General features: G+C 73.0%; 17 protein-coding genes. 7 read left to right on the top strand and 10 right to left on the bottom strand.

Annotation, left to right across the window (positions count from 1 at the left end; genetic code table 11):
* Positions 1-6: 6 nt before the first annotated feature.
* A complete protein-coding gene (locus QQX10_RS12135; RefSeq protein ID WP_301121089.1) occupies positions 7-936 on the bottom strand; it encodes an XdhC family protein in 930 nt (309 codons plus the stop codon).
* Positions 937-1,016: 80 nt separating this feature from the next.
* Between QQX10_RS12135 and allB the strand changes: the two genes are divergently transcribed.
* The 5 genes from allB to pgi all read left to right on the top strand — a co-directional run bounded on the left by allB (position 1,017) and on the right by pgi (position 6,818).
* On the top strand, positions 1,017-2,333 hold the full coding sequence (allB, locus tag QQX10_RS12130; RefSeq protein WP_301121087.1) for an allantoinase AllB: 1,317 nt from the start codon (positions 1,017-1,019) through the stop codon (positions 2,331-2,333).
* Positions 2,334-2,449: 116 nt separating this feature from the next.
* Positions 2,450-3,355: a factor-independent urate hydroxylase gene (gene pucL / locus QQX10_RS12125; protein WP_301121085.1), complete on the top strand. Its 906-nt coding sequence runs from the start codon at positions 2,450-2,452 to the stop codon at positions 3,353-3,355.
* A gap of 1 nt (position 3,356) precedes the next feature.
* Positions 3,357-4,757, top strand: a complete 1,401-nt coding sequence (locus tag QQX10_RS12120) for an amidohydrolase family protein (RefSeq protein WP_301121083.1) — start codon at positions 3,357-3,359, stop codon at positions 4,755-4,757.
* 34 nt (positions 4,758-4,791) lie between these two features.
* Positions 4,792-5,082, top strand: a complete 291-nt coding sequence (locus QQX10_RS12115) for a hypothetical protein (protein ID WP_301121081.1) — start codon at positions 4,792-4,794, stop codon at positions 5,080-5,082.
* Positions 5,083-5,138: 56 nt separating this feature from the next.
* Positions 5,139-6,818, top strand: coding sequence for a glucose-6-phosphate isomerase (gene pgi, locus QQX10_RS12110; protein WP_301121079.1), 1,680 nt, complete (start codon positions 5,139-5,141; stop codon positions 6,816-6,818).
* A 55-nt stretch (positions 6,819-6,873) separates the two neighbouring features.
* Here pgi and QQX10_RS12105 read toward each other — a convergent pair whose 3' ends face one another.
* From QQX10_RS12105 to uraD, 3 genes are all read right to left on the bottom strand, one after another.
* Positions 6,874-7,524 carry a DsbA family oxidoreductase gene (locus QQX10_RS12105; protein WP_301121077.1) on the bottom strand — a complete coding sequence of 217 codons (651 nt, stop codon included), beginning with the start codon at positions 7,522-7,524 and terminating at the stop codon, positions 6,874-6,876.
* Between the two features lie 169 nt (positions 7,525-7,693).
* Positions 7,694-8,014, bottom strand: a complete 321-nt coding sequence (gene uraH, locus QQX10_RS12100; protein WP_301121075.1) for a hydroxyisourate hydrolase — start codon at positions 8,012-8,014, stop codon at positions 7,694-7,696.
* A complete protein-coding gene (gene uraD, locus QQX10_RS12095; RefSeq protein WP_301121073.1) occupies positions 8,011-8,484 on the bottom strand; it encodes a 2-oxo-4-hydroxy-4-carboxy-5-ureidoimidazoline decarboxylase in 474 nt (157 codons plus the stop codon). The genes uraH and uraD overlap by 4 nt, the downstream gene beginning before the upstream one ends.
* A 23-nt stretch (positions 8,485-8,507) precedes the next feature.
* On the opposite strand from uraD, the gene QQX10_RS12090 reads away from it, so the two are divergent.
* On the top strand, positions 8,508-9,068 hold the full coding sequence (locus tag QQX10_RS12090) for a nucleotidyltransferase family protein (protein WP_301121071.1): 561 nt from the start codon (positions 8,508-8,510) through the stop codon (positions 9,066-9,068).
* A 7-nt stretch (positions 9,069-9,075) separates the two neighbouring features.
* On the opposite strand, the gene QQX10_RS12085 is transcribed toward QQX10_RS12090, so the two are convergent.
* The 5 genes from QQX10_RS12085 to QQX10_RS12065 form a co-directional block, all read right to left on the bottom strand.
* Positions 9,076-9,477, bottom strand: coding sequence for a hypothetical protein (locus QQX10_RS12085; RefSeq protein ID WP_301121069.1), 402 nt, complete (start codon positions 9,475-9,477; stop codon positions 9,076-9,078).
* A gap of 40 nt (positions 9,478-9,517) precedes the next feature.
* On the bottom strand, positions 9,518-10,762 hold the full coding sequence (locus QQX10_RS12080; RefSeq protein ID WP_301121067.1) for an allantoate amidohydrolase: 1,245 nt from the start codon (positions 10,760-10,762) through the stop codon (positions 9,518-9,520).
* Positions 10,759-11,985, bottom strand: coding sequence for a pyridoxal-phosphate-dependent aminotransferase family protein (locus QQX10_RS12075; RefSeq protein ID WP_301121060.1), 1,227 nt, complete (start codon positions 11,983-11,985; stop codon positions 10,759-10,761). Before QQX10_RS12075 ends, QQX10_RS12080 begins: the two co-directional genes overlap by 4 nt.
* Before the next feature lie 61 nt (positions 11,986-12,046).
* The gene (locus QQX10_RS12070) at positions 12,047-13,606 is read right to left on the bottom strand and encodes an AtzH-like domain-containing protein (protein WP_301121058.1); all 1,560 of its coding nucleotides are present in this window, start codon (positions 13,604-13,606) and stop codon (positions 12,047-12,049) included.
* Positions 13,599-14,711, bottom strand: a complete 1,113-nt coding sequence (locus QQX10_RS12065; RefSeq protein WP_301121056.1) for an acetamidase/formamidase family protein — start codon at positions 14,709-14,711, stop codon at positions 13,599-13,601. The genes QQX10_RS12070 and QQX10_RS12065 overlap by 8 nt, the downstream gene beginning before the upstream one ends.
* Positions 14,712-15,049: 338 nt before the next feature.
* On the opposite strand from QQX10_RS12065, the gene QQX10_RS12060 reads away from it, so the two are divergent.
* On the top strand, positions 15,050-15,496 hold the full coding sequence (locus QQX10_RS12060; RefSeq protein ID WP_301121054.1) for an Hsp20/alpha crystallin family protein: 447 nt from the start codon (positions 15,050-15,052) through the stop codon (positions 15,494-15,496).
* A 137-nt stretch (positions 15,497-15,633) separates the two neighbouring features.
* Here QQX10_RS12060 and QQX10_RS12055 read toward each other — a convergent pair whose 3' ends face one another.
* Complete coding sequence (locus tag QQX10_RS12055) at positions 15,634-16,227, bottom strand: gamma carbonic anhydrase family protein (RefSeq protein ID WP_301121049.1); 594 nt, start codon at positions 16,225-16,227, stop codon at positions 15,634-15,636.
* Between the last annotated feature and the right edge of the window lie 13 nt (positions 16,228-16,240).

Here is a 16,240-nt window from a genome sequence, read left to right as displayed (position 1 = left end):
GGACGCTCAGTCCTCCTGGCGACGGTGGATCGGCCCCGAGACCTCACGCAGCGGGAGCCCCGTGCCGCCCGCGCGCGCGAGCAGCACCTCGGCCATGATCGCGATCGCGGTCTCTGCGGGCGTCGAGCCGCCCAGGTCGAGCCCGATGGGCGAGCGGAGCCGCGCCAGCGCATCGTCCCCCACGCCGCGCTCGGCGAGCGCCTCGCGGCGGCGCCCGTCCACCCGACGCGAACCCATCGCGCCCACATAGAGGACGGGGATCGCGAGCGCGGCCTCGAGCGCGGGGACGTCGAGGCGGTCGTCGTGCGTGAGCACGCAGACCGCATCGTCCTCCCCCAGCGCCTCACCTCGCAGCCAGGCGTCCGGCCAGGCGATGATGACCTCATGGGCGTCAGGGACGCGCTCCGGCGTGGCGAACACGGGCCGCGGGTCCACGACGACCACGCGGAAGCCCATCAGCCGCGCCGCCGACGCGAGCGCGGGCGTGAAGTCGACCGCGCCGACGATCACCAGTCGCGGCGCGCGCGGACGCTCCAGCCGCACCGGCCCGTCGGGCCCCGCGAGCGCGAGCGCGACGGCGCCGTCGCCGAGGCTCGCCCGCAGCGGGTCGACCACGGTCTCGTCGCCCGGGCCCACGCGCACCGCGACGACGTCCACCGCGCCGCCGCACGCGAGCCCCGGACGCAGCAGGTCGCCTTCGCCGCCCATGGTGAGGGCCTGCGCATCGCCGCTCGCCAGCACCTCGCGCGCGAGCTCGTATGCCTCCGCCTCGATGCAGCCGCCCGAGATGGCGCCGATCGCGCGGCCGTCGGCCGTGACGGCCATCGCGGAGCCGGGGGTGCGCGGGGTCGAGCCGTGCACGCCGGTGACCACGACCACGCCGAGGGCGCGGCCCGCGTCCAGCTCGGCGAGCGCCTGGGCCGCGATCTCGAACATGCTGGCCAGTGTAGGGCGGGCCATGGCGCGTGCCGCCGGGCCGCCACCGCTCCCCGCCCACCGTCTGGAAGGACCCGCTCATGACATACGACCTGGTGATCCGCGCGACGCACGCGGTGCTGCCCCATGGGACGATGCCGGCCGCCGTCGCGATCGCGGACGGCGCGATCGCGGCGATCGGCGCCGAGGACGAGCCGTTCCCCGCGCACGCCGAGGTCGAGCTGCCCCACGGCCAGGTCCTGATCCCGGGCGCCGTCGACACGCACGTCCACATCAACGAGCCGGGCCGCACCGAGTGGGAGGGCTTCGACTCCGCGACGCGTGCCGCCCGCGCGGGCGGCGTCACCACGGTGATCGACATGCCGCTCAACTCGATCCCGCCCACCGTGTCGCCGGCCGCTCTCGAGACCAAGAAGGCGGCGGCGTTCGGCAAGACCCACGTGAACGTGGGCTTCTGGGGAGGCGCGGTGCCCGAGAACCTGGGCAGCCTCGAGGCGCTGTGGGACGAGGGGGTGTTCGGCTTCAAGTGCTTCCTCGCACCCTCGGGGGTCGACGAGTTCGGTCACCTCGACCGCGCCCGGCTGCGGGCCGCGATGGAGGAGATCGCCGCCTTCGGGGGACGCCTGATCGTGCACGCCGAGGACCCCGAGGTGCTCGACGATGCGCCGCCGCCCGCGGGCGCCGACTACGCGCCGTTCGTGGCGTCCCGGCCCGACTCCGCCGAGACGTCCGCGATCGACGCGGTCATCGACGGGGTCCGGGCGACCGGGGTGCGGGCGCACATCCTCCACCTGTCCTCGGCGGCCGCGCTGCCGGCGATCCGCGCCGCGAAGGCGGAGGGTCTCCCGCTGACCGTCGAGACCTGCCCCCACTACCTCACCTTCGACGCCGAGCACATCCCGGCCGGGGGCACGCAGTACAAGTGCTGCCCGCCGATCCGGTCGGCGGAGAACCGCGAGCGGCTGTGGGAGGCCCTGGCGCAGGGAACCATCGACTTCGTCGCGTCCGATCACTCTCCCGCCACCGCGGACCTCAAGCTCGCCGGCGGCGGCGACTTCGGGGTGGCATGGGGCGGCATCGCGGGGCTGCAGGTCTCGCTCGCAGCCGTGTGGACGGGGGCCAGGGCCCGCGGCTACCGCCTGGACGATGCGGTGGCCTGGATGAGCGGCAGGCCCGCCGCCTGGGCCGGGCTCCAGCGCAAGGGCGCGATCCAGGTCGGCCGCGACGCGGACCTGGTGGCCTTCGACCCGGAGGCGCCCTTCGAGGTGCACGCCGCCGAGCTGGCGCATAAGAACCCGGTGAGCGCGTTCGACGGGCACGCTCTCGTGGGGCGCGCGGCGCGCGTCTGGCTCGCGGGATCCGAGAGCGGCGAGGGCGAGCAGCTCCGCAGGCCGTGATGCGTGGCGGGGCCGGATCCGCCGCGACTCCCCTGGCAGAAATGTCGATGAAATCAACACCGCGTAGCGTGTGAGCGACGGCTCGACGCGACGCGTTCCCACCCCGAGGAGCAACCATGGCGATCATCCTGGGCGACCACCAGTACGGCAAGGCGGAGAACCGCATCGTCCGGATCGTGCGTGACACCCCGCGGCACGAGATCCGGGACGTCAACGTCTCGACGTGCCTCCGCGGCCGCTTCGACGCGGCCCACCTCACGGGCGATCAGGGCGAGGTGCTGCCCACGGACACCCAGAAGCAGACGTCGTACGCGTACGCCAAGACCGTGGGTCTCGCGTCGCTGGAGCGGTACGCCCACGCCCTGGCCGTGCACTTCGTCGACGACGTCGAGCCCGTCGACCAGGCGCGCGTCGAGCTCGAGGAGTTCGCCTGGGAGCGCGTGAGCGTCGGGGGCGCGGAGCACGACTTCAGCTGGGTCCGCTCGGGCCGGGAGGTCCGGACGGTGGCGGTCACCGTGGACGCGGACGGCTCGGCGTGGATCACCGGCGGGCTCAAGGACCTGGTGGTGCTCAAGTCGAGCGGCTCCGAGTTCCACGGCTTCCTCGAGGACGAGTACACCGTGCTCGAGCCGACCTCCGACCGCATCATGGCGACCTCGCTGGTCGCGAAGTGGAGATTCGGCGCGGTCGACGTCGCGACGTTCGACTTCGACGCCGCCTACGCCGCGATCACGACCGCCATGGTGGAGACCTTCGCCTCCTTCCACTCGCTCGCCCTCCAGCAGACGCTGTTCCAGATGGGCAAGACCGCCATCGAGGCCGTGCCCGAGCTGGTCGAGGTGCGTCTCAGCGCACCCAACAAGCATCACTTCGCCTACGACCTCGCGCGCTTCGGTATCGAGAACCACAACGAGGTCTTCCACGCCGACGACCGTCCCTACGGGCTCATCCAGGCCTCCGTCACCGTCGAGGGGGCGCCGGACGCGGGCCCCGCCTGGGACCAGTACAGCGGCCTGGTCTGACATGCACGTCTATCGGGCGCACATCTTCCACATCGCCGGCTCGCCCGCGCAGGACCAGGTCGACCGGGCCCTGGTCAGCCACCCCGACGGCGCGCTGGTCGTCGACGGCGACGGCCGCATCGTCCACCTGGGCCCGTGGGCGGACCTGCCCGACGCCTTCGCCGACGCGCCTGTGACCCGCGCCGACTACCTGCTCCCGGGATTCGTCGACAGCCACCTGCACTACCCGCAGTCGTACGCGACCGCGGCGCACGGCGGGGGCCAGCTGCTCGAGTGGCTCGACCACTGCATCTTCCCCACCGAGTCGCAGTTCGCGGACCCCGAGTTCGCGGACCGCGCCGCGCGCTACTTCACCCGCCGCCGCATCGCCGCCGGCACCACCGCCGCGATGGTGTTCGGCTCCGCCTTCCCGGTCGCTCAGGACGCCCTGTACCGGTGGACCGACGCCGCCGGCCTCCGCATCGTCTCCGGGCGCGGCATCCAGACGGTGGGGCCGGCGGCCGCATCGTCCCTGATCACGTCCGAGGAGGACGCGATCCGGCTCACCGCCGAGGAGATCGACCGGTGGCACGCGATCGACACCGGCGACCCGCGCACCGCGCGGATCCAGGTGGGTGTCGTGCCGCGCTTCTCGCTGTCCGTCACGCCGCGCACGCTGGCCGCGCTGGGCGAGCTGTACGACCACGCGCGCGGCGACGGCGTGTACTTCCACAGCCATCTCAACGAGAACAACCGCAAGGGCGACGGCGAGATCGCGGCCGTGCTCGGGAGCTACGGCGTCGAGGCGTACCTCGACACCTACGACGGCCGCTTCCTACCCGGCTCGAAGACCGGCGGGCACACGCTGCTCGGGCGCCGCTCCACCCTCGCGCACGCGGTGCACTGTCAGCCGCGGGAGCTCGACCGCATGGCGGAGACGGGGACGTCCATCGCCCACTGCCCGACCTCCCAGCTGTTCCTCGGCTCCGGGACGATGCCGTGGCGGGCGACCGTCGCGGCCGGCGTCAACATCGCGCTGGGCACGGACATCGGGGCCGGCGACGAGTGGCTGATCTCCCGCGTCGCGGGCGACGCCTACAAGGTCCACATCTCGGAGGAGGGCGACGCGGGGACCGCCCTCCACCCCGCGGAGCTGCTGTTCGCCGCCACGCTCGCGGGCGCGCGGGCCCTCGACATGGAGCATGCGTTCGGCAACCTCGACGTGGGCAAGGATGCGGACTTCCTGCTGATCGAGACGTCCCGCTGGGAGCCGCTCGAGGGGATGCTGTCGATGGGCATCCGCGCCGACGACGAGGAGCAGGCCACGCTCGAGGAGCTCTTCACGCTGCTGGTCGGGATGCGTCAGCCCGCGATCGCGGGCGTCTACGTCCAGGGCAGGCGGGCGGTCACGCCGGAGCTGTAGGCTCCACAGGACGGCGTGTACGAGGGGGGTTCACATGCATCCGGTCGCCAAGAGGTGCCTGATCTGGGCAGGGGTGCTGCTCGCCGTGGGCGTGCTGATGTCCGTCTACGGCACCAACCTGCTGGTCTGGTTCCAGGACGTGGTGGGCTTCAACGCCGAGCCCGCGCTGCACGTGTTCGGGATCGTGACGGCGGTGCTGCACAACTTCGCGATGCCGCTCGCGGCGGCGCTCGTCGGAGCCGCCGTCGTGATCCAGACGCTCGCGCCGCGCGGCGCCGCCGATGCCGCGGCGAGGACCGATGCCCGGGCGACCGAGTCCGCCTGACGCCGCCCCACCCAGGTCCTACGCGCATCGTCCCGACTCGGACTAGCCTGGCAACCGTGACTGCACCCATCGATCCCACGACCACGTCCGCCTGGGCCGAGCTCTCCGCCCTCAAGGACGGATTCGCCCCCGACCTCCGCGCCTGGTTCGCCGAGGACGCGACCCGCGTCGAGCGTTTCTCGCTCCCCCTCGCGGACCTCCATGTCGACCTGTCGAAGAACCTCGTCACCGACGAGATCCTCGCGTCGCTGGTCAAGCTCGCCGAGGAGACCGGCGTCGCCTCGCGCTACGCGGCCATGCTCGCCGGGGAGCACATCAACACGACCGAGGACCGCGCGGTGCTGCACACCGCGCTCCGTCGCCCGGCGGGCGCACAGCCCGCGCTGGTCGTGGACGGCCAGGACGTCGACACGGACGTCCAGTCCGTGCTGAGCGCGATCGACGCGTTCGCCACCCGGGTCCGCTCCGGCGAGTGGAAGGGCGTCACCGGCAAGAAGGTCACGCACATCGTCAACATCGGGATCGGCGGCTCGGACCTCGGGCCCGTCATGGCCTACGAGGCCCTCGAGCCGTACGCGACCGCGGGCATCGAGGCGCGCTTCGTGTCGAACATCGACCCCACGGACATGGGCCAGAAGGTCAAGGGCCTCGACCCCGAGACCACGCTGTTCATCGTCGCCTCGAAGACGTTCACCACCCTCGAGACGCTCACCAACGCACGCCTCGCGCGCGACTGGCTGTGGGAGACGCTGGGCGCCGCAGGCGTGCCCGTCTCGACCGACGCGGAGAAGGACGCCGCCGTCGCCCACCACTTCGTCGCCGTCTCCACCGCGCTGGACAAGGTCGCGGCCTTCGGCATCGACCCGACCAACGCATTCGGCTTCTGGGACTGGGTGGGCGGCCGCTACTCGGTCGACTCGGCGATCGGCCTGTCGCTCGCCATCTCGCTCGGCCCGGACGTGTTCCGCGAGCTGCTCGCCGGCTTCCACGCTGTCGACCGCCACGTCGCCGAGACCCCGCTCGAGGAGAACGTGCCCGTCCTCATGGGCCTGCTCAACGTCTGGTACGTCAACTTCCTGGGCGCCCAGTCGCACGCGGTGCTGCCCTATGCCCAGCAGCTGCACCGGTTCGCCGCGTACCTCCAGCAGCTCACCATGGAGTCCAACGGCAAGTCCGTGAAGTGGGACGGCACCCCCGTCACCACCGAGACCGGCGAGATCTTCTGGGGCGAGCCCGGCACCAACGGCCAGCACGCCTTCTACCAGCTGATCCACCAGGGCACCAAGCTGATCCCGGCGGACTTCATCGCGGTGGTCAACCCCGCGTACCCGCTCGAGGACGGCGGCCAGGACGTCCACGCGTTGTTCCTCGCGAACTTCCTTGCGCAGACCAAGGCGCTCGCCTTCGGCAAGACGGCCGAGGAGGTCGAGGCGGAGGGCACCACCGGCGCACTGGTCGCCGCGCGCACCTTCGCCGGCAACCGCCCGACCACCTCGATCTTCGCGCCGTCGCTCACGCCGTCGGTGCTGGGCCAGCTCATCGCGCTGTACGAGCACATCACCTTCACCCAGTCGGTGGTGTGGGGCATCAACGCGTTCGACCAGTGGGGCGTCGAGCTGGGCAAGAAGCTCGCCCTCGAGATCGCCCCGGCCATCGAGGGCGACGATGCGGCGCTCGCCGCGCAGGACGCGTCCACCCAGGCGCTGATCGCGTACTACCGCGCGAACCGTTCGTAGTCCCGCGGGACTGACACGAGGGGCCGGGTCCGACGGGACCCGGCCCCTCGTCGCGTCACACGGTCGCGGACTCGCGCGCCTCGCGCGCCTTGGACAGCGCGAGGGCGAAGGTCTCGACCGGCTGGGCGCCGGACACCGCGAACGCGCGGTCGAACACGAAGAACGGCACCCCGGTCGCACCGTAGGCCGCGGCCTGGTCGATGTCGGCCTGGACATCGGCGTCGTACGCGTCGGAGTCGAGCACGCCGCGCACCAGGTCCGCGTCCAGCCCCACCTCGGTCGCGAGCGCCACCAGGGTGTCCGCGTCGGAGACCACGGCACCCTCGGAGAACTGCGCCTTCATCAGGCGCTCCTTCATCTGCGCGCCGAGCCCGTGCGCGTGCGCGAGATGCAGCACTCGGTGAGCGTCGCGGGTGTTGGTCGACATGTACCGGTCGAAGTCGTAGGCGATGCCGGCCTCGGCGCCGAGCGACTCGAGCCGGCCGTTCATCTCCTTGACACGGTCCGGCGTCGTGTTGAACTTCTTCGCGAGGGCCTCGGCGTGCGGGGTCGCCTGACCGGCGGGGATGGTGGGGTCGAGCTGGAAGCTGCGGTACCGGACGGCGACGTCGTCGCCCGAGGCGCTGATGGCCTCCTCGAGCCGCCTCTTGCCCAGGTAGCACCAGGGGCACGCGATGTCCGACCAGATCTCGATCTCGATAGTCATGCCCGCAGAACGTACACGACTCCGGCTCCATTCCTGGACGCGTCAACTACCCTCGGGCCGTCCGGATTCCCTTCATGGGGACCGTTCCGGCGGGGAGTCCGACACGAATCGCTTCATGGGGTGGTCGGACACCCGGCCCCGCCGGTGGACCGGGGGCGTGAGGGTCCGCTCAGGAGCCCCGGTACGTCGAGTACCCGAAGGGGCTGAGGAGCAGCGGCACGTGATAGTGCGGGTCACCGTCGACCCCGAACGCGATGCGCACCTCGGGGTAGAACGTCGCGATGCCGCGGTCCGCGAACCAGGCGCCCGTGGCGAAGACCAGCTGGTACGTGCCCTCATGGAGCTGATCGGGACCCAGGGAGGACACCCGGCCGTCGGCGTCCGTCACCCCCGTGGCGACCTCGACGTCGCCGTGCAGCAGCCGCACGCTCAGCCCGGCCGCGGGGCGGCCGTGGACGGAATCCAGCACATGCGTGGTCACGTGGCTCATGACTCACCTCCATAGATCTGGCGCAGGCGCAGCAGGGCGATGCCGCGCAGCTGGTCGGCGACCTCCGCGAGCTCGGCCACGTCGTCGTTGCCGAGCCTCCTCTCGAGCTCGGCGACGATCTCCGCACGCGACCGCCCGGCCGCGCGGATGAGGAACACGCGCCCGAACCGCTTCTCGTACAGCGCGTTCAGGTCCGCCAGGTGCGCCGCGAGCGCCTCGTCCTCGGACTCCGAGGACGCCTGCTCGGCGCGGGAGAACCGCGCCTCCGCATCCTCGCCCTCGCGGCGATCCCCGATCCGCGGGTGCGCCGCGAGCGCCTCCTCGATCTCCGTGGGCGTCAACGGCGTCGCGGCCGAGACGGCGGCCCGCTCGAGCTCGAGCATGCCCCCGTACGCGCGCGACGCCACCGTGTCCGCCCAGCGCTCGACTCGCAGGCACGTGAGGAGGTCGTTCCGAGTGGGTTCGATCATGCTTCCATCCTAGGATGCGAGACATGGCGGAAGGCCTGGTCGGGGTGGTGCTCGCCGCGGGTGCGGGCACCCGTTTCGGCATGCCGAAGGCCCTGGCACGGGACGATGCGGGGGCCTGGCTCCCGCGCGCGTGCGGGCTGCTCGCGGACGCCGGCTGCTCCACGGTCATCGCCGTGCTGGGCGCGGGCGCCGAGGAGGCGCGCCACCTGCTGCCTCACGGGGCCCACGGCGTGGTCGCGGAGCGCTGGCGCGAGGGCATCGGCGCGAGCCTTCACGCCGGGATCGAGGTGGCGCGCGCGGTGCACGCGCAGGCCGTGCTGGTGACGCTCGTGGACCTGCCGCACCTGGAGCCCGAGGCGGTCACCCGCGTCGCCGCGCTGTGGACGGGCGACCCGACGGTCCTGGCCCGTGCCAACGACGGTGGCAGCCCGGGACACCCGGTGCTCGTGGGCGGGGCGCACCTCGGGCCGCTGCTCGCCACGGTCGGCGGCTCGCGCGGCGCGGCGCACTACCTGAGCGCGCACCACGTGACGGAGGTCGACTGCACCGGGCTGGGCGCCGCCGACGACGTCGACGCGCAGTAGCACCCGCTCAGCGCGGGTTGCGCCGCGCGCTCCCGCGACGCATCGCCGCGCGGCAGCGGTCCGCCAGCTCGCGGGTCACCAGGTACTCGCGGACCTTGCCCGAGACGTCCTTGACGGTGAGCAGCACTCCGTCGGACAACGGCGTCTCGCGCACGATCTCGGCGACGCGGGTGCGCCCGTCGCGCCCCACCATCAGGATCACGACGATCCCCGGCACCAGCAGCGCCATGGCCCCGCCCGCGACCAGCGGCAGCACCGTGAGGATCATCGCGCCGCCCTTGACCAGCAGCACGCTGCGCACCAGGAGCAGCAGGTAGGCGCCGACCATGACCTGTCCGGCGACGTGCCAGCGGAGGTTGCCGCGCCGGACCACGCTCACGCGGCCGCGCTCCTCCACCAGAGTCCTCACGATGTGCCCCTCACTCGATGAGGACTCGACTGTACCGCCGCTATCGCACGAGGCTCACCACCGCCGCCTCGAAGGCGTCGAGAGCGGCCGCGACATCGGCCTCCGTGACGGCCTCGGCGGGGTGGTGGCTCACGCCGCCGGCGCACGCGATGAACAGCATCGCCCAGTCGGTCATCGCGGCGATCGCCATCGCGTCATGGCCCGCCTTCGACAGGAGCACCAGCGGGTCGTCGTCGCCGGTCGCGGCGATCCCCGCGCGGACGGCGTCGACCAGGCGCGGTGCGGGCGCCTCCGCGGGCGCCGAGTGCGTCTCCTCGATGGACAGGACCAGGCGTCGCTCCTGGCAGAACTCCTGGATCGCGTCCTGGATGGCACGCCAGCAGGCGTCACGCCCCTCATCCGTCGCGGCGCGCACGTCGAGCGAGAAGCTCGCCTCGCCGGGGATCACGTTGGCCGCGCCCGGCGCCACCTCGATCATCCCCACGGTCGCGACGCAGTCCATCTCGCGGGCGAGCCGCTCGATGTCGAGCACCGCCTGCGACGCACCCACGAGCGCATCGCGCCGGCGGTCCATCGGGACGCCGCCCGCGTGGCCGGCCTTGCCGGTGATGGTGAGCTGGAAACGATGCGCTCCCGCGATCGCGGACACCACGCCCAGGGGTCGCCCTGCCTCCTCGAGGTACGGCCCCTGCTCGATGTGGGCCTCGAGGTAGCCGAGCACCCGCTGCGGGTCGTGGGCGGCCTCGCCGACGCGCGACGGGTCCAGCCCGAAGGTCTGGAACGCCTCGACCAGGGTCACGCCCTCGGCGTCGCGGAGCTCCCACCAGCGCGGGTCCCAGGTGCCGGCGACCGCGCGCGAGCCGAGCAGGGTCGAGCCGAAGCGCGTCCCTTCCTCGTCGCCGAAGCCGATGACCTCGATCGGGAACGGCAGGCGCTCGCCGCGCTCGTGGAGCCGGGCGACCACCGCGATCGCGAGCATCACCCCTAGCGGACCGTCGTAGCGGCCGGCGTTCGGGACGGTGTCCAGGTGCGAGCCGAGCAGCAGCACCGGCGCCTCCGGGTCCGCGCCCTCGTAGCGTCCGACGATGTTGCCCGCAGCGTCGGTCCAGGTGTCCATGCCGGCGGCGGCCATCCACGCGGCGGTCGCCGCGTTCGCCGCCGCGTGCTCCGGCGTGAGGTAGGCGCGGTGGACGATGCCGGGCACGGCGGTCAGGGTGCCGAGGTGGTCGCACCGCGCGAGCACCTCAGCGGCGTCGACCGCGGTCGCCTGGTCGGCGCGGGTCATGCCGCCGCGCCGTAGGCGTCGTACGCGGCGTCGACGCCGCCGCCCGTCGGCACCGCGACGCCGACGCGGCGCAGCACGGTCTCGAGGGCGCTCAGCGTGGTGAGGACGGCGTCGGTCCGGGCGTTGTACCCCATGGTCCCGATCCGCCACACCCTGCCCGCGAGCGGCCCGAAGGAGGTGCCGATCTCGATGCCGAAGTCCGCCAGCATCGTGCCGCGGACGGCCTCGCCGTCGACGCCGTCGGGGATGGCGACGCCGACGATGTTCGCCATCTTGTGCTCGAGATCACCGAACACCTCGAGGCCGAGCCCCTGGACGCCCGCGAGCATCGCCCGCCCGTGGAGGGCGTGACGCGCCTGGTAGGCCTCCAGCCCCTCCTCGAGCACCAGCCGCGCGCACTCGCGCGCCCCGTAGAGCATGGTGGTGGCCTCGGTGTGGTGGTTGAGGCGGCGCGACGACCAGTAGTCGAAGATCATGCCCAGATCGAAGTAGTTCGACCGGATCGGGTGCGCCGCGACGGCGTCGCCCTCGGCGCGGATGCCGGCCTCGATCGACTTGCGCCGCTCGATCACCTCGACCGCGCGCGCGGAGAAGGTGGCCGGCGCGGAGCCCGAGGGTCCGCCGAGGCACTTCTGCAGGCCGCCGGTCGCGGCGTCCACGCCCCAGGCGTCGGTGAGGAACGGGTTGCCGCCGATGGTCGCGGTGACGTCCGCGTACAGCAGGCAGTCGTACCGTTCGCACAGCTCCTTGAGCCCGTCGAAGGGCTGCAGCACCGTGGTCGAGGTGTCGCCGTGAACCGTCGCGAGCAGCGTCGGACGCACGCGCTCGAGGGCGGCCTCGATGACGTCGAGCTCGGCGATCCGGCCCCACTCGATGTCGACCGTGTGGACCTCCGCTCCGCACCGCTGGGCGATCTCCACGAGCAGGTGCCCGAAGCGTCCCATGACGGGGACGAGCACGCGGTCCCCGGGTTCGAGCAGCGACACCAGCGCGGCCTCGATCGCACCGCGGGCGGTCGAGTCGATCAGGAGCGTCTGCTGGTTCCCGGTGACGAACACCTGCCGGTACAGCCCCATGACCTCGTTCATCGCGTCGGTCATGAACGGGTCGTACTGGCCGACCAGCTGCGCGGACATGGCCCGCAGCACCCGCGGGTCGGCGGTGATCGGGCCGGGGCCCATGAGCAGCCGGGCGGGCGGATCGATCGGGCCGGGCAGGGACATGCGCGCCTCCGGGAATGTTGATGTGACCTACACAGTGTGACGGACGGGTGTGACGCCGTTGTTACGGCGCGAGCTCGCGCTCCAGGGCGAGACCGAGGGCGACCAGGGCGCGCTCCGAGTCCTTGGGACCGACCAGGCACAGCCCGACCGGCCCCCCGGGGGTGTGGAGCAGCGGGACGGAGAGCCCCGGACGTCCCGTGAGCCCCGCGATGGCGGTCATGCTCAGGGTCGCCTGCCGCCGCGACTCGAGCGTCGACTCGTCCGCGTCCAGGGACGGGGCTGCGGAGGCGGCGGACGGCAGCAGCAGCACCGAGTCGCCGAGCGACTCCTCGATCGCGATCGCCAGGCGCGTGACGTCCGCCAGGGCGTCCTGCTCGCGCTCGGGCGTGACGTCGCGCGCCCAGTCGAAGCGCGCCTGGACGTCGGGTGCGAGCGCGCCCGGGTGCGACGCGACCCAGTCGCCGTCGCTGCGCCAGGCCTCCGCGGACTGCGTCACGCGGAACGCCATCAGGAGCTCGCCCAGGTCCGGGACGTCGACCGGCGAGATCTCCCGCCCGCCCTCGACCAGCCGCTCGAGCGCGGCGTGGAACGCGGCGCGCACCTCGGGTGCGCACGCCATCCCGACCGCCGGGGCGGCGACCAGCCGCGTCGCGGGCGCCACCGCGGGACGCCCGACCAGGCAGGCCTCGGCCACCGTGCGCATCGTCCCGCCGTCGCGGGTGAGCCAGCCCGCGGTGTCGTACCGGGGCGCGAGCGGATGGACGCCCTCGAGGCTCACGGCCCCGTGCGTCGGCCTCAGACCCCAGAGTCCCTGATAGGAGGCCGGCACACGGATCGAGCCTGCGGTGTCCGAGCCGAGCCCGATGGTCGCGTGGCCGAGCGCGACCGCGCTCGCGGGACCGGAGCTCGATCCGCCGGGGATCGCCCCGGGGACCGCGCCGTTCGGCGGGGTCCCGTAGTCGGGGTTGAGCCCCGCGACGGAGTAGGCGAACTGATCGGTCTGCGCGATGCCGAGCACATCCGCTCCCGCGTCGAGCAGCGCCTGCACCGCGGGGGCGTTCGCGTGCTGCACCGGCGCCTCGGCGAGGAACGCCTTCACCCCGACCCCCATGCGCCGGCCCTCGACCGCGAACAGGTCCTTGACCGCGACGGTGTGACCGGCGAGGGGCCCGTCCGGGCTGCCCGGCACCAGCGGCGAGCCGATCTCGCGCCAGATGGAGCGGTCGAGCGCCGGCGCGGGCGCCGACACATGCGCGGCGGCGACGCGCCAGGCGCCGTCCGCGGCACGGCGCCACAGCTGCGACACGGCCCCACGGCCGCCCGCGGCGGGTGCGTTGACGGTCACCACGTGCGCGGAGTGGAGGTCGACCGGGTGGATCCGCATCTCGACCACGCGTCGCGCCCCGATCCCGCCGCGGCGGCCGCGGAAGCCGGTGATGCGGTCGTGCCCGGCGAGCACACCCGAGCGGTCGGCACGCACGGTGTCGGGACCGGGTTCGAAGAAGTCCGCCAGCGCGTCGAGGTCGTCGGCGATCAGGGCCGCCTCGTAGCCGAGCACGGCGTCGACCAGGCCAGCGGGAGCGGGAGCCGCTCCCGCCACATGGATGATCGGCTCAGGCACGGGCGACCCCCTCGAAGTCGGAGCGGCGGATGCGGGCGTGGACGCCCTTGACCAGGTCCACCACCTGGGAGATCTCGAAGTCCGTCGCGGCGGACAGGTAGGCGTAGGCGAGGTGAGGGGCCATCCCGTAGCGCGCGCCCAGCAGGGCGATGGCCTGGCGGACGCAGGCCCGCATCGCCTCGTCGAGGTCCTCGTCGAGGCCGGTGGGCATCAGATGGGTCGCGTCCGCGGCGAGCGGCGAGGCGAGATCGCCGAAGTCGCGCGCCGCCGCGGTGGCGTCGATCAGGTCGAGCCGGATCCGGGCGCGCAGCGAGGCCTCGAGCGCGGTGAGCGAGACCTCGCCGTGACCCTGCGCGAAATGCGGATCACCCACGTAGGCCAGCGCGCCCGGCACCTGGACCGGGATGTAGAGGGTGGCACCGGCGGTGAGGTGGCGGATGTCGATGTTGCCGCCGTGCGCGCCCGGAGGTACCGAGTGAGCGCGCTCGCTGGTATCAGTGGCCAGGCCCATGATCCCGAGGAACGGGGCGAGCGGGAACTGCACCACGCGCTCGCCGTCCGGGCTGAGGGGCAGCCGACCGGTCCATCCGCCGCCGTCCTCGCCGTCCGCATCGTCCCGCGCGATCGGGGTGAACACGCTGACCTCCCCCGGGCCCTGCGGGAACTCGCCCGGCAGGGCTCCGCGCCCGTGCCGGTTCGAGATGACCCCGTAGTCGACGCGCGGGGTGGCGTCGAGCAGGGTGATCGCGAGCAGGTCGCCCGGTCGGGCGCCCCGCACCTCGATGGGCCCTGTGACCACGTGCGGGCCGTCCGTCGCCTCGCGCGTCCGGGTCGCGGCGATCGCGACCGCATCGTCCAGGACGCCGCCGCGATCGACCCCGTGGCCACCGAAGAATCCGACGGGGTCCGAGCCCTGGTCCGCGAGGATCCCCTCATGGCTGACGGTGTCGACCACCAGCTCCTCGCCGGGGTCCACGACCATGACGGCGGCGTCGCCGCGGCGCGGCAGCCGGCCCCAGTGGACGAGCGCCGGGTCCGCGGGCAGGTAGCGCGCGCCGTCGGGGACCCGGTCCCCCGGCTGGAGGATGCCGTCGAAGTCGGCCATGGGGCCCCTCTCGCTGCGACCGGGCCGCCCGGCGGCGGCCGACGTCGGTGTCCCGAGACTACTCCCGGCCCCGCCGGCGGCACTTCCGCGCCCCGCCGCCCCGCCCGCCCTCGGACGCTCCGCACGGAGTCGGTCCTGGTTCCGCGGCGTGTCGCAGGTCCGCGCGGTCCCCGGACGGCGTGTCCCGTCGAGATCCGTGCGGACTGTCCGGAAAGGGGGTGGAACAAGACTTGAGTCCAGGCCGCTCAAGTCCTATCCTGAAGGCGGAGCGCATCCCGCGCTCGCCCGAGAGGGCGCCATCCCTCCCGGGCCACGAGTCCTGTTCAGGAGGTCAGATCATGGCACGAGAGGTTCTTCGTCGCTCCGTTCCGGCTTCAGCCGCGACGCCGTGGCCGGACGATTTCCAGCGGATCGTCCAGCAGTTCCTCGGCGACACCGACACGACCCTGTCCGGAGCCTTCAGCCCCGCCCTCGACGTCGAGGAGACGGAGGACGGCTTCACCATGCACGTGGAGCTGCCCGGGGTGAAGCCCGACGAGGTCGACGTGTCCCTCGAGGAGAACGTGCTCACCGTCTCCGGCAAGCGCGACTTCTACGAGGAGAAGAACGCCGAGGGCTTCCGGCGCGTCGAGAGGCGCTTCGGACGCTTCCACCGCGCGGTGCGCCTGCCCGACCGCGTCGACCCCGACAAGGTCGCCGCGACCTACAAGGACGGGCTGCTCACGGTGACGGTGCCCAAGGCCGAGTCGGCCAAGCCGCGCCGCATCGAGGTCAGCACCGACTGACGTGACCGGACGGCGGCGGACCGAGACCGCCGCCCGGCCCGCCCCCGGCGGCACGAGTCCGGGGACGCCGCGAGGCCCCGAGGGATGCGCCCTCGGGGCCTCGCTCGCGTCGTGCCGGCCTCCCGGCGAGCGGAACGTCAGCCGATGACCTCGTCGTCCGCGTGCGCCCCGTAGAACTCGCTCTGGCGCCGCAGCAGCTCGCGCATGGACGTGGTGCGGTCGACGCCGTACACGGTGCCCGAGAAGTCGAGGTCCTGCTGGATGGCCCAGACCTCCTCGTGGCGCTCGGGGGGCAGCATGGCCGCGGGGGTGCCCACGGCGATCCATCCGATGGGCAGGACGGTCCCGGTCGTGAGCCGCGTGTTGACCTGCACCACGCCACGGATCCGCACCTCGCACCCGTGCTCGATCACCGCGCCGGGGAAGATCGCCGCGCCGGTCGCGATGAAGCACTCGTCGCCCACCTCGGCCCCGTTGACGTGGACATGGGGCCCGATCACCACGGCGTCGCCGATCCGGACGTCATGACCCGCACGCGCCTTGACCAGCGCGTTCTCCATCACCACCGTGTCCTCGCCCACGCTGACGTGGCCGTCCTCCGCCGTCAGCACGGCGCCGTGCAGGATGCGTGCGCCGGGCCCGACGCGGACGTCCCCGCAGACGACGGCGGTGGGCGCCACCGTCGCGGTCGGATCGATGGTCGGGGACTTTCCACGATGCGTGAGGATCATGCGACCACCGTAG

Origin of the sequence: Demequina lignilytica (assembly GCF_030418305.1) — a bacterium.
Taxonomy (GTDB): Bacteria; Actinomycetota; Actinomycetes; order Actinomycetales; family Demequinaceae; genus Demequina; species Demequina lignilytica.
The sequence above is the reverse complement of the archived record's forward strand: the minus strand, read 5'-3'. Positions and strand labels throughout refer to the sequence as shown.

Bases quoted from the DNA above. Each gene is read 5' to 3' on its own strand.
- QQX10_RS12135 (WP_301121089.1), bottom strand. From the start codon at position 936: ATGTTCGAGATCGCGGCCCAGGCGCTCGCCGAGCTGGACGCGGGCCGC.
- QQX10_RS12080 (WP_301121067.1), bottom strand. From the start codon at position 10,762: ATGACCCGCGCCGACCAGGCGACCGCGGTCGACGCCGCTGAGGTGCTC.
- pucL (WP_301121085.1), top strand. From the start codon at position 2,450: ATGGCGATCATCCTGGGCGACCACCAGTACGGCAAGGCGGAGAACCGC.
- QQX10_RS12120 (WP_301121083.1), top strand. From the start codon at position 3,357: ATGCACGTCTATCGGGCGCACATCTTCCACATCGCCGGCTCGCCCGCG.
- QQX10_RS12065 (WP_301121056.1), bottom strand. From the start codon at position 14,711: ATGGCCGACTTCGACGGCATCCTCCAGCCGGGGGACCGGGTCCCCGAC.
- QQX10_RS12090 (WP_301121071.1), top strand. From the start codon at position 8,508: ATGGCGGAAGGCCTGGTCGGGGTGGTGCTCGCCGCGGGTGCGGGCACC.
- uraD (WP_301121073.1), bottom strand. From the start codon at position 8,484: ATGATCGAACCCACTCGGAACGACCTCCTCACGTGCCTGCGAGTCGAG.
- QQX10_RS12105 (WP_301121077.1), bottom strand. From the start codon at position 7,524: ATGACTATCGAGATCGAGATCTGGTCGGACATCGCGTGCCCCTGGTGC.
- QQX10_RS12075 (WP_301121060.1), bottom strand. From the start codon at position 11,985: ATGTCCCTGCCCGGCCCGATCGATCCGCCCGCCCGGCTGCTCATGGGC.
- QQX10_RS12055 (WP_301121049.1), bottom strand. From the start codon at position 16,227: ATGATCCTCACGCATCGTGGAAAGTCCCCGACCATCGATCCGACCGCG.
- QQX10_RS12115 (WP_301121081.1), top strand. From the start codon at position 4,792: ATGCATCCGGTCGCCAAGAGGTGCCTGATCTGGGCAGGGGTGCTGCTC.
- uraH (WP_301121075.1), bottom strand. From the start codon at position 8,014: ATGAGCCACGTGACCACGCATGTGCTGGATTCCGTCCACGGCCGCCCC.
- allB (WP_301121087.1), top strand. From the start codon at position 1,017: ATGACATACGACCTGGTGATCCGCGCGACGCACGCGGTGCTGCCCCAT.
- QQX10_RS12060 (WP_301121054.1), top strand. From the start codon at position 15,050: ATGGCACGAGAGGTTCTTCGTCGCTCCGTTCCGGCTTCAGCCGCGACG.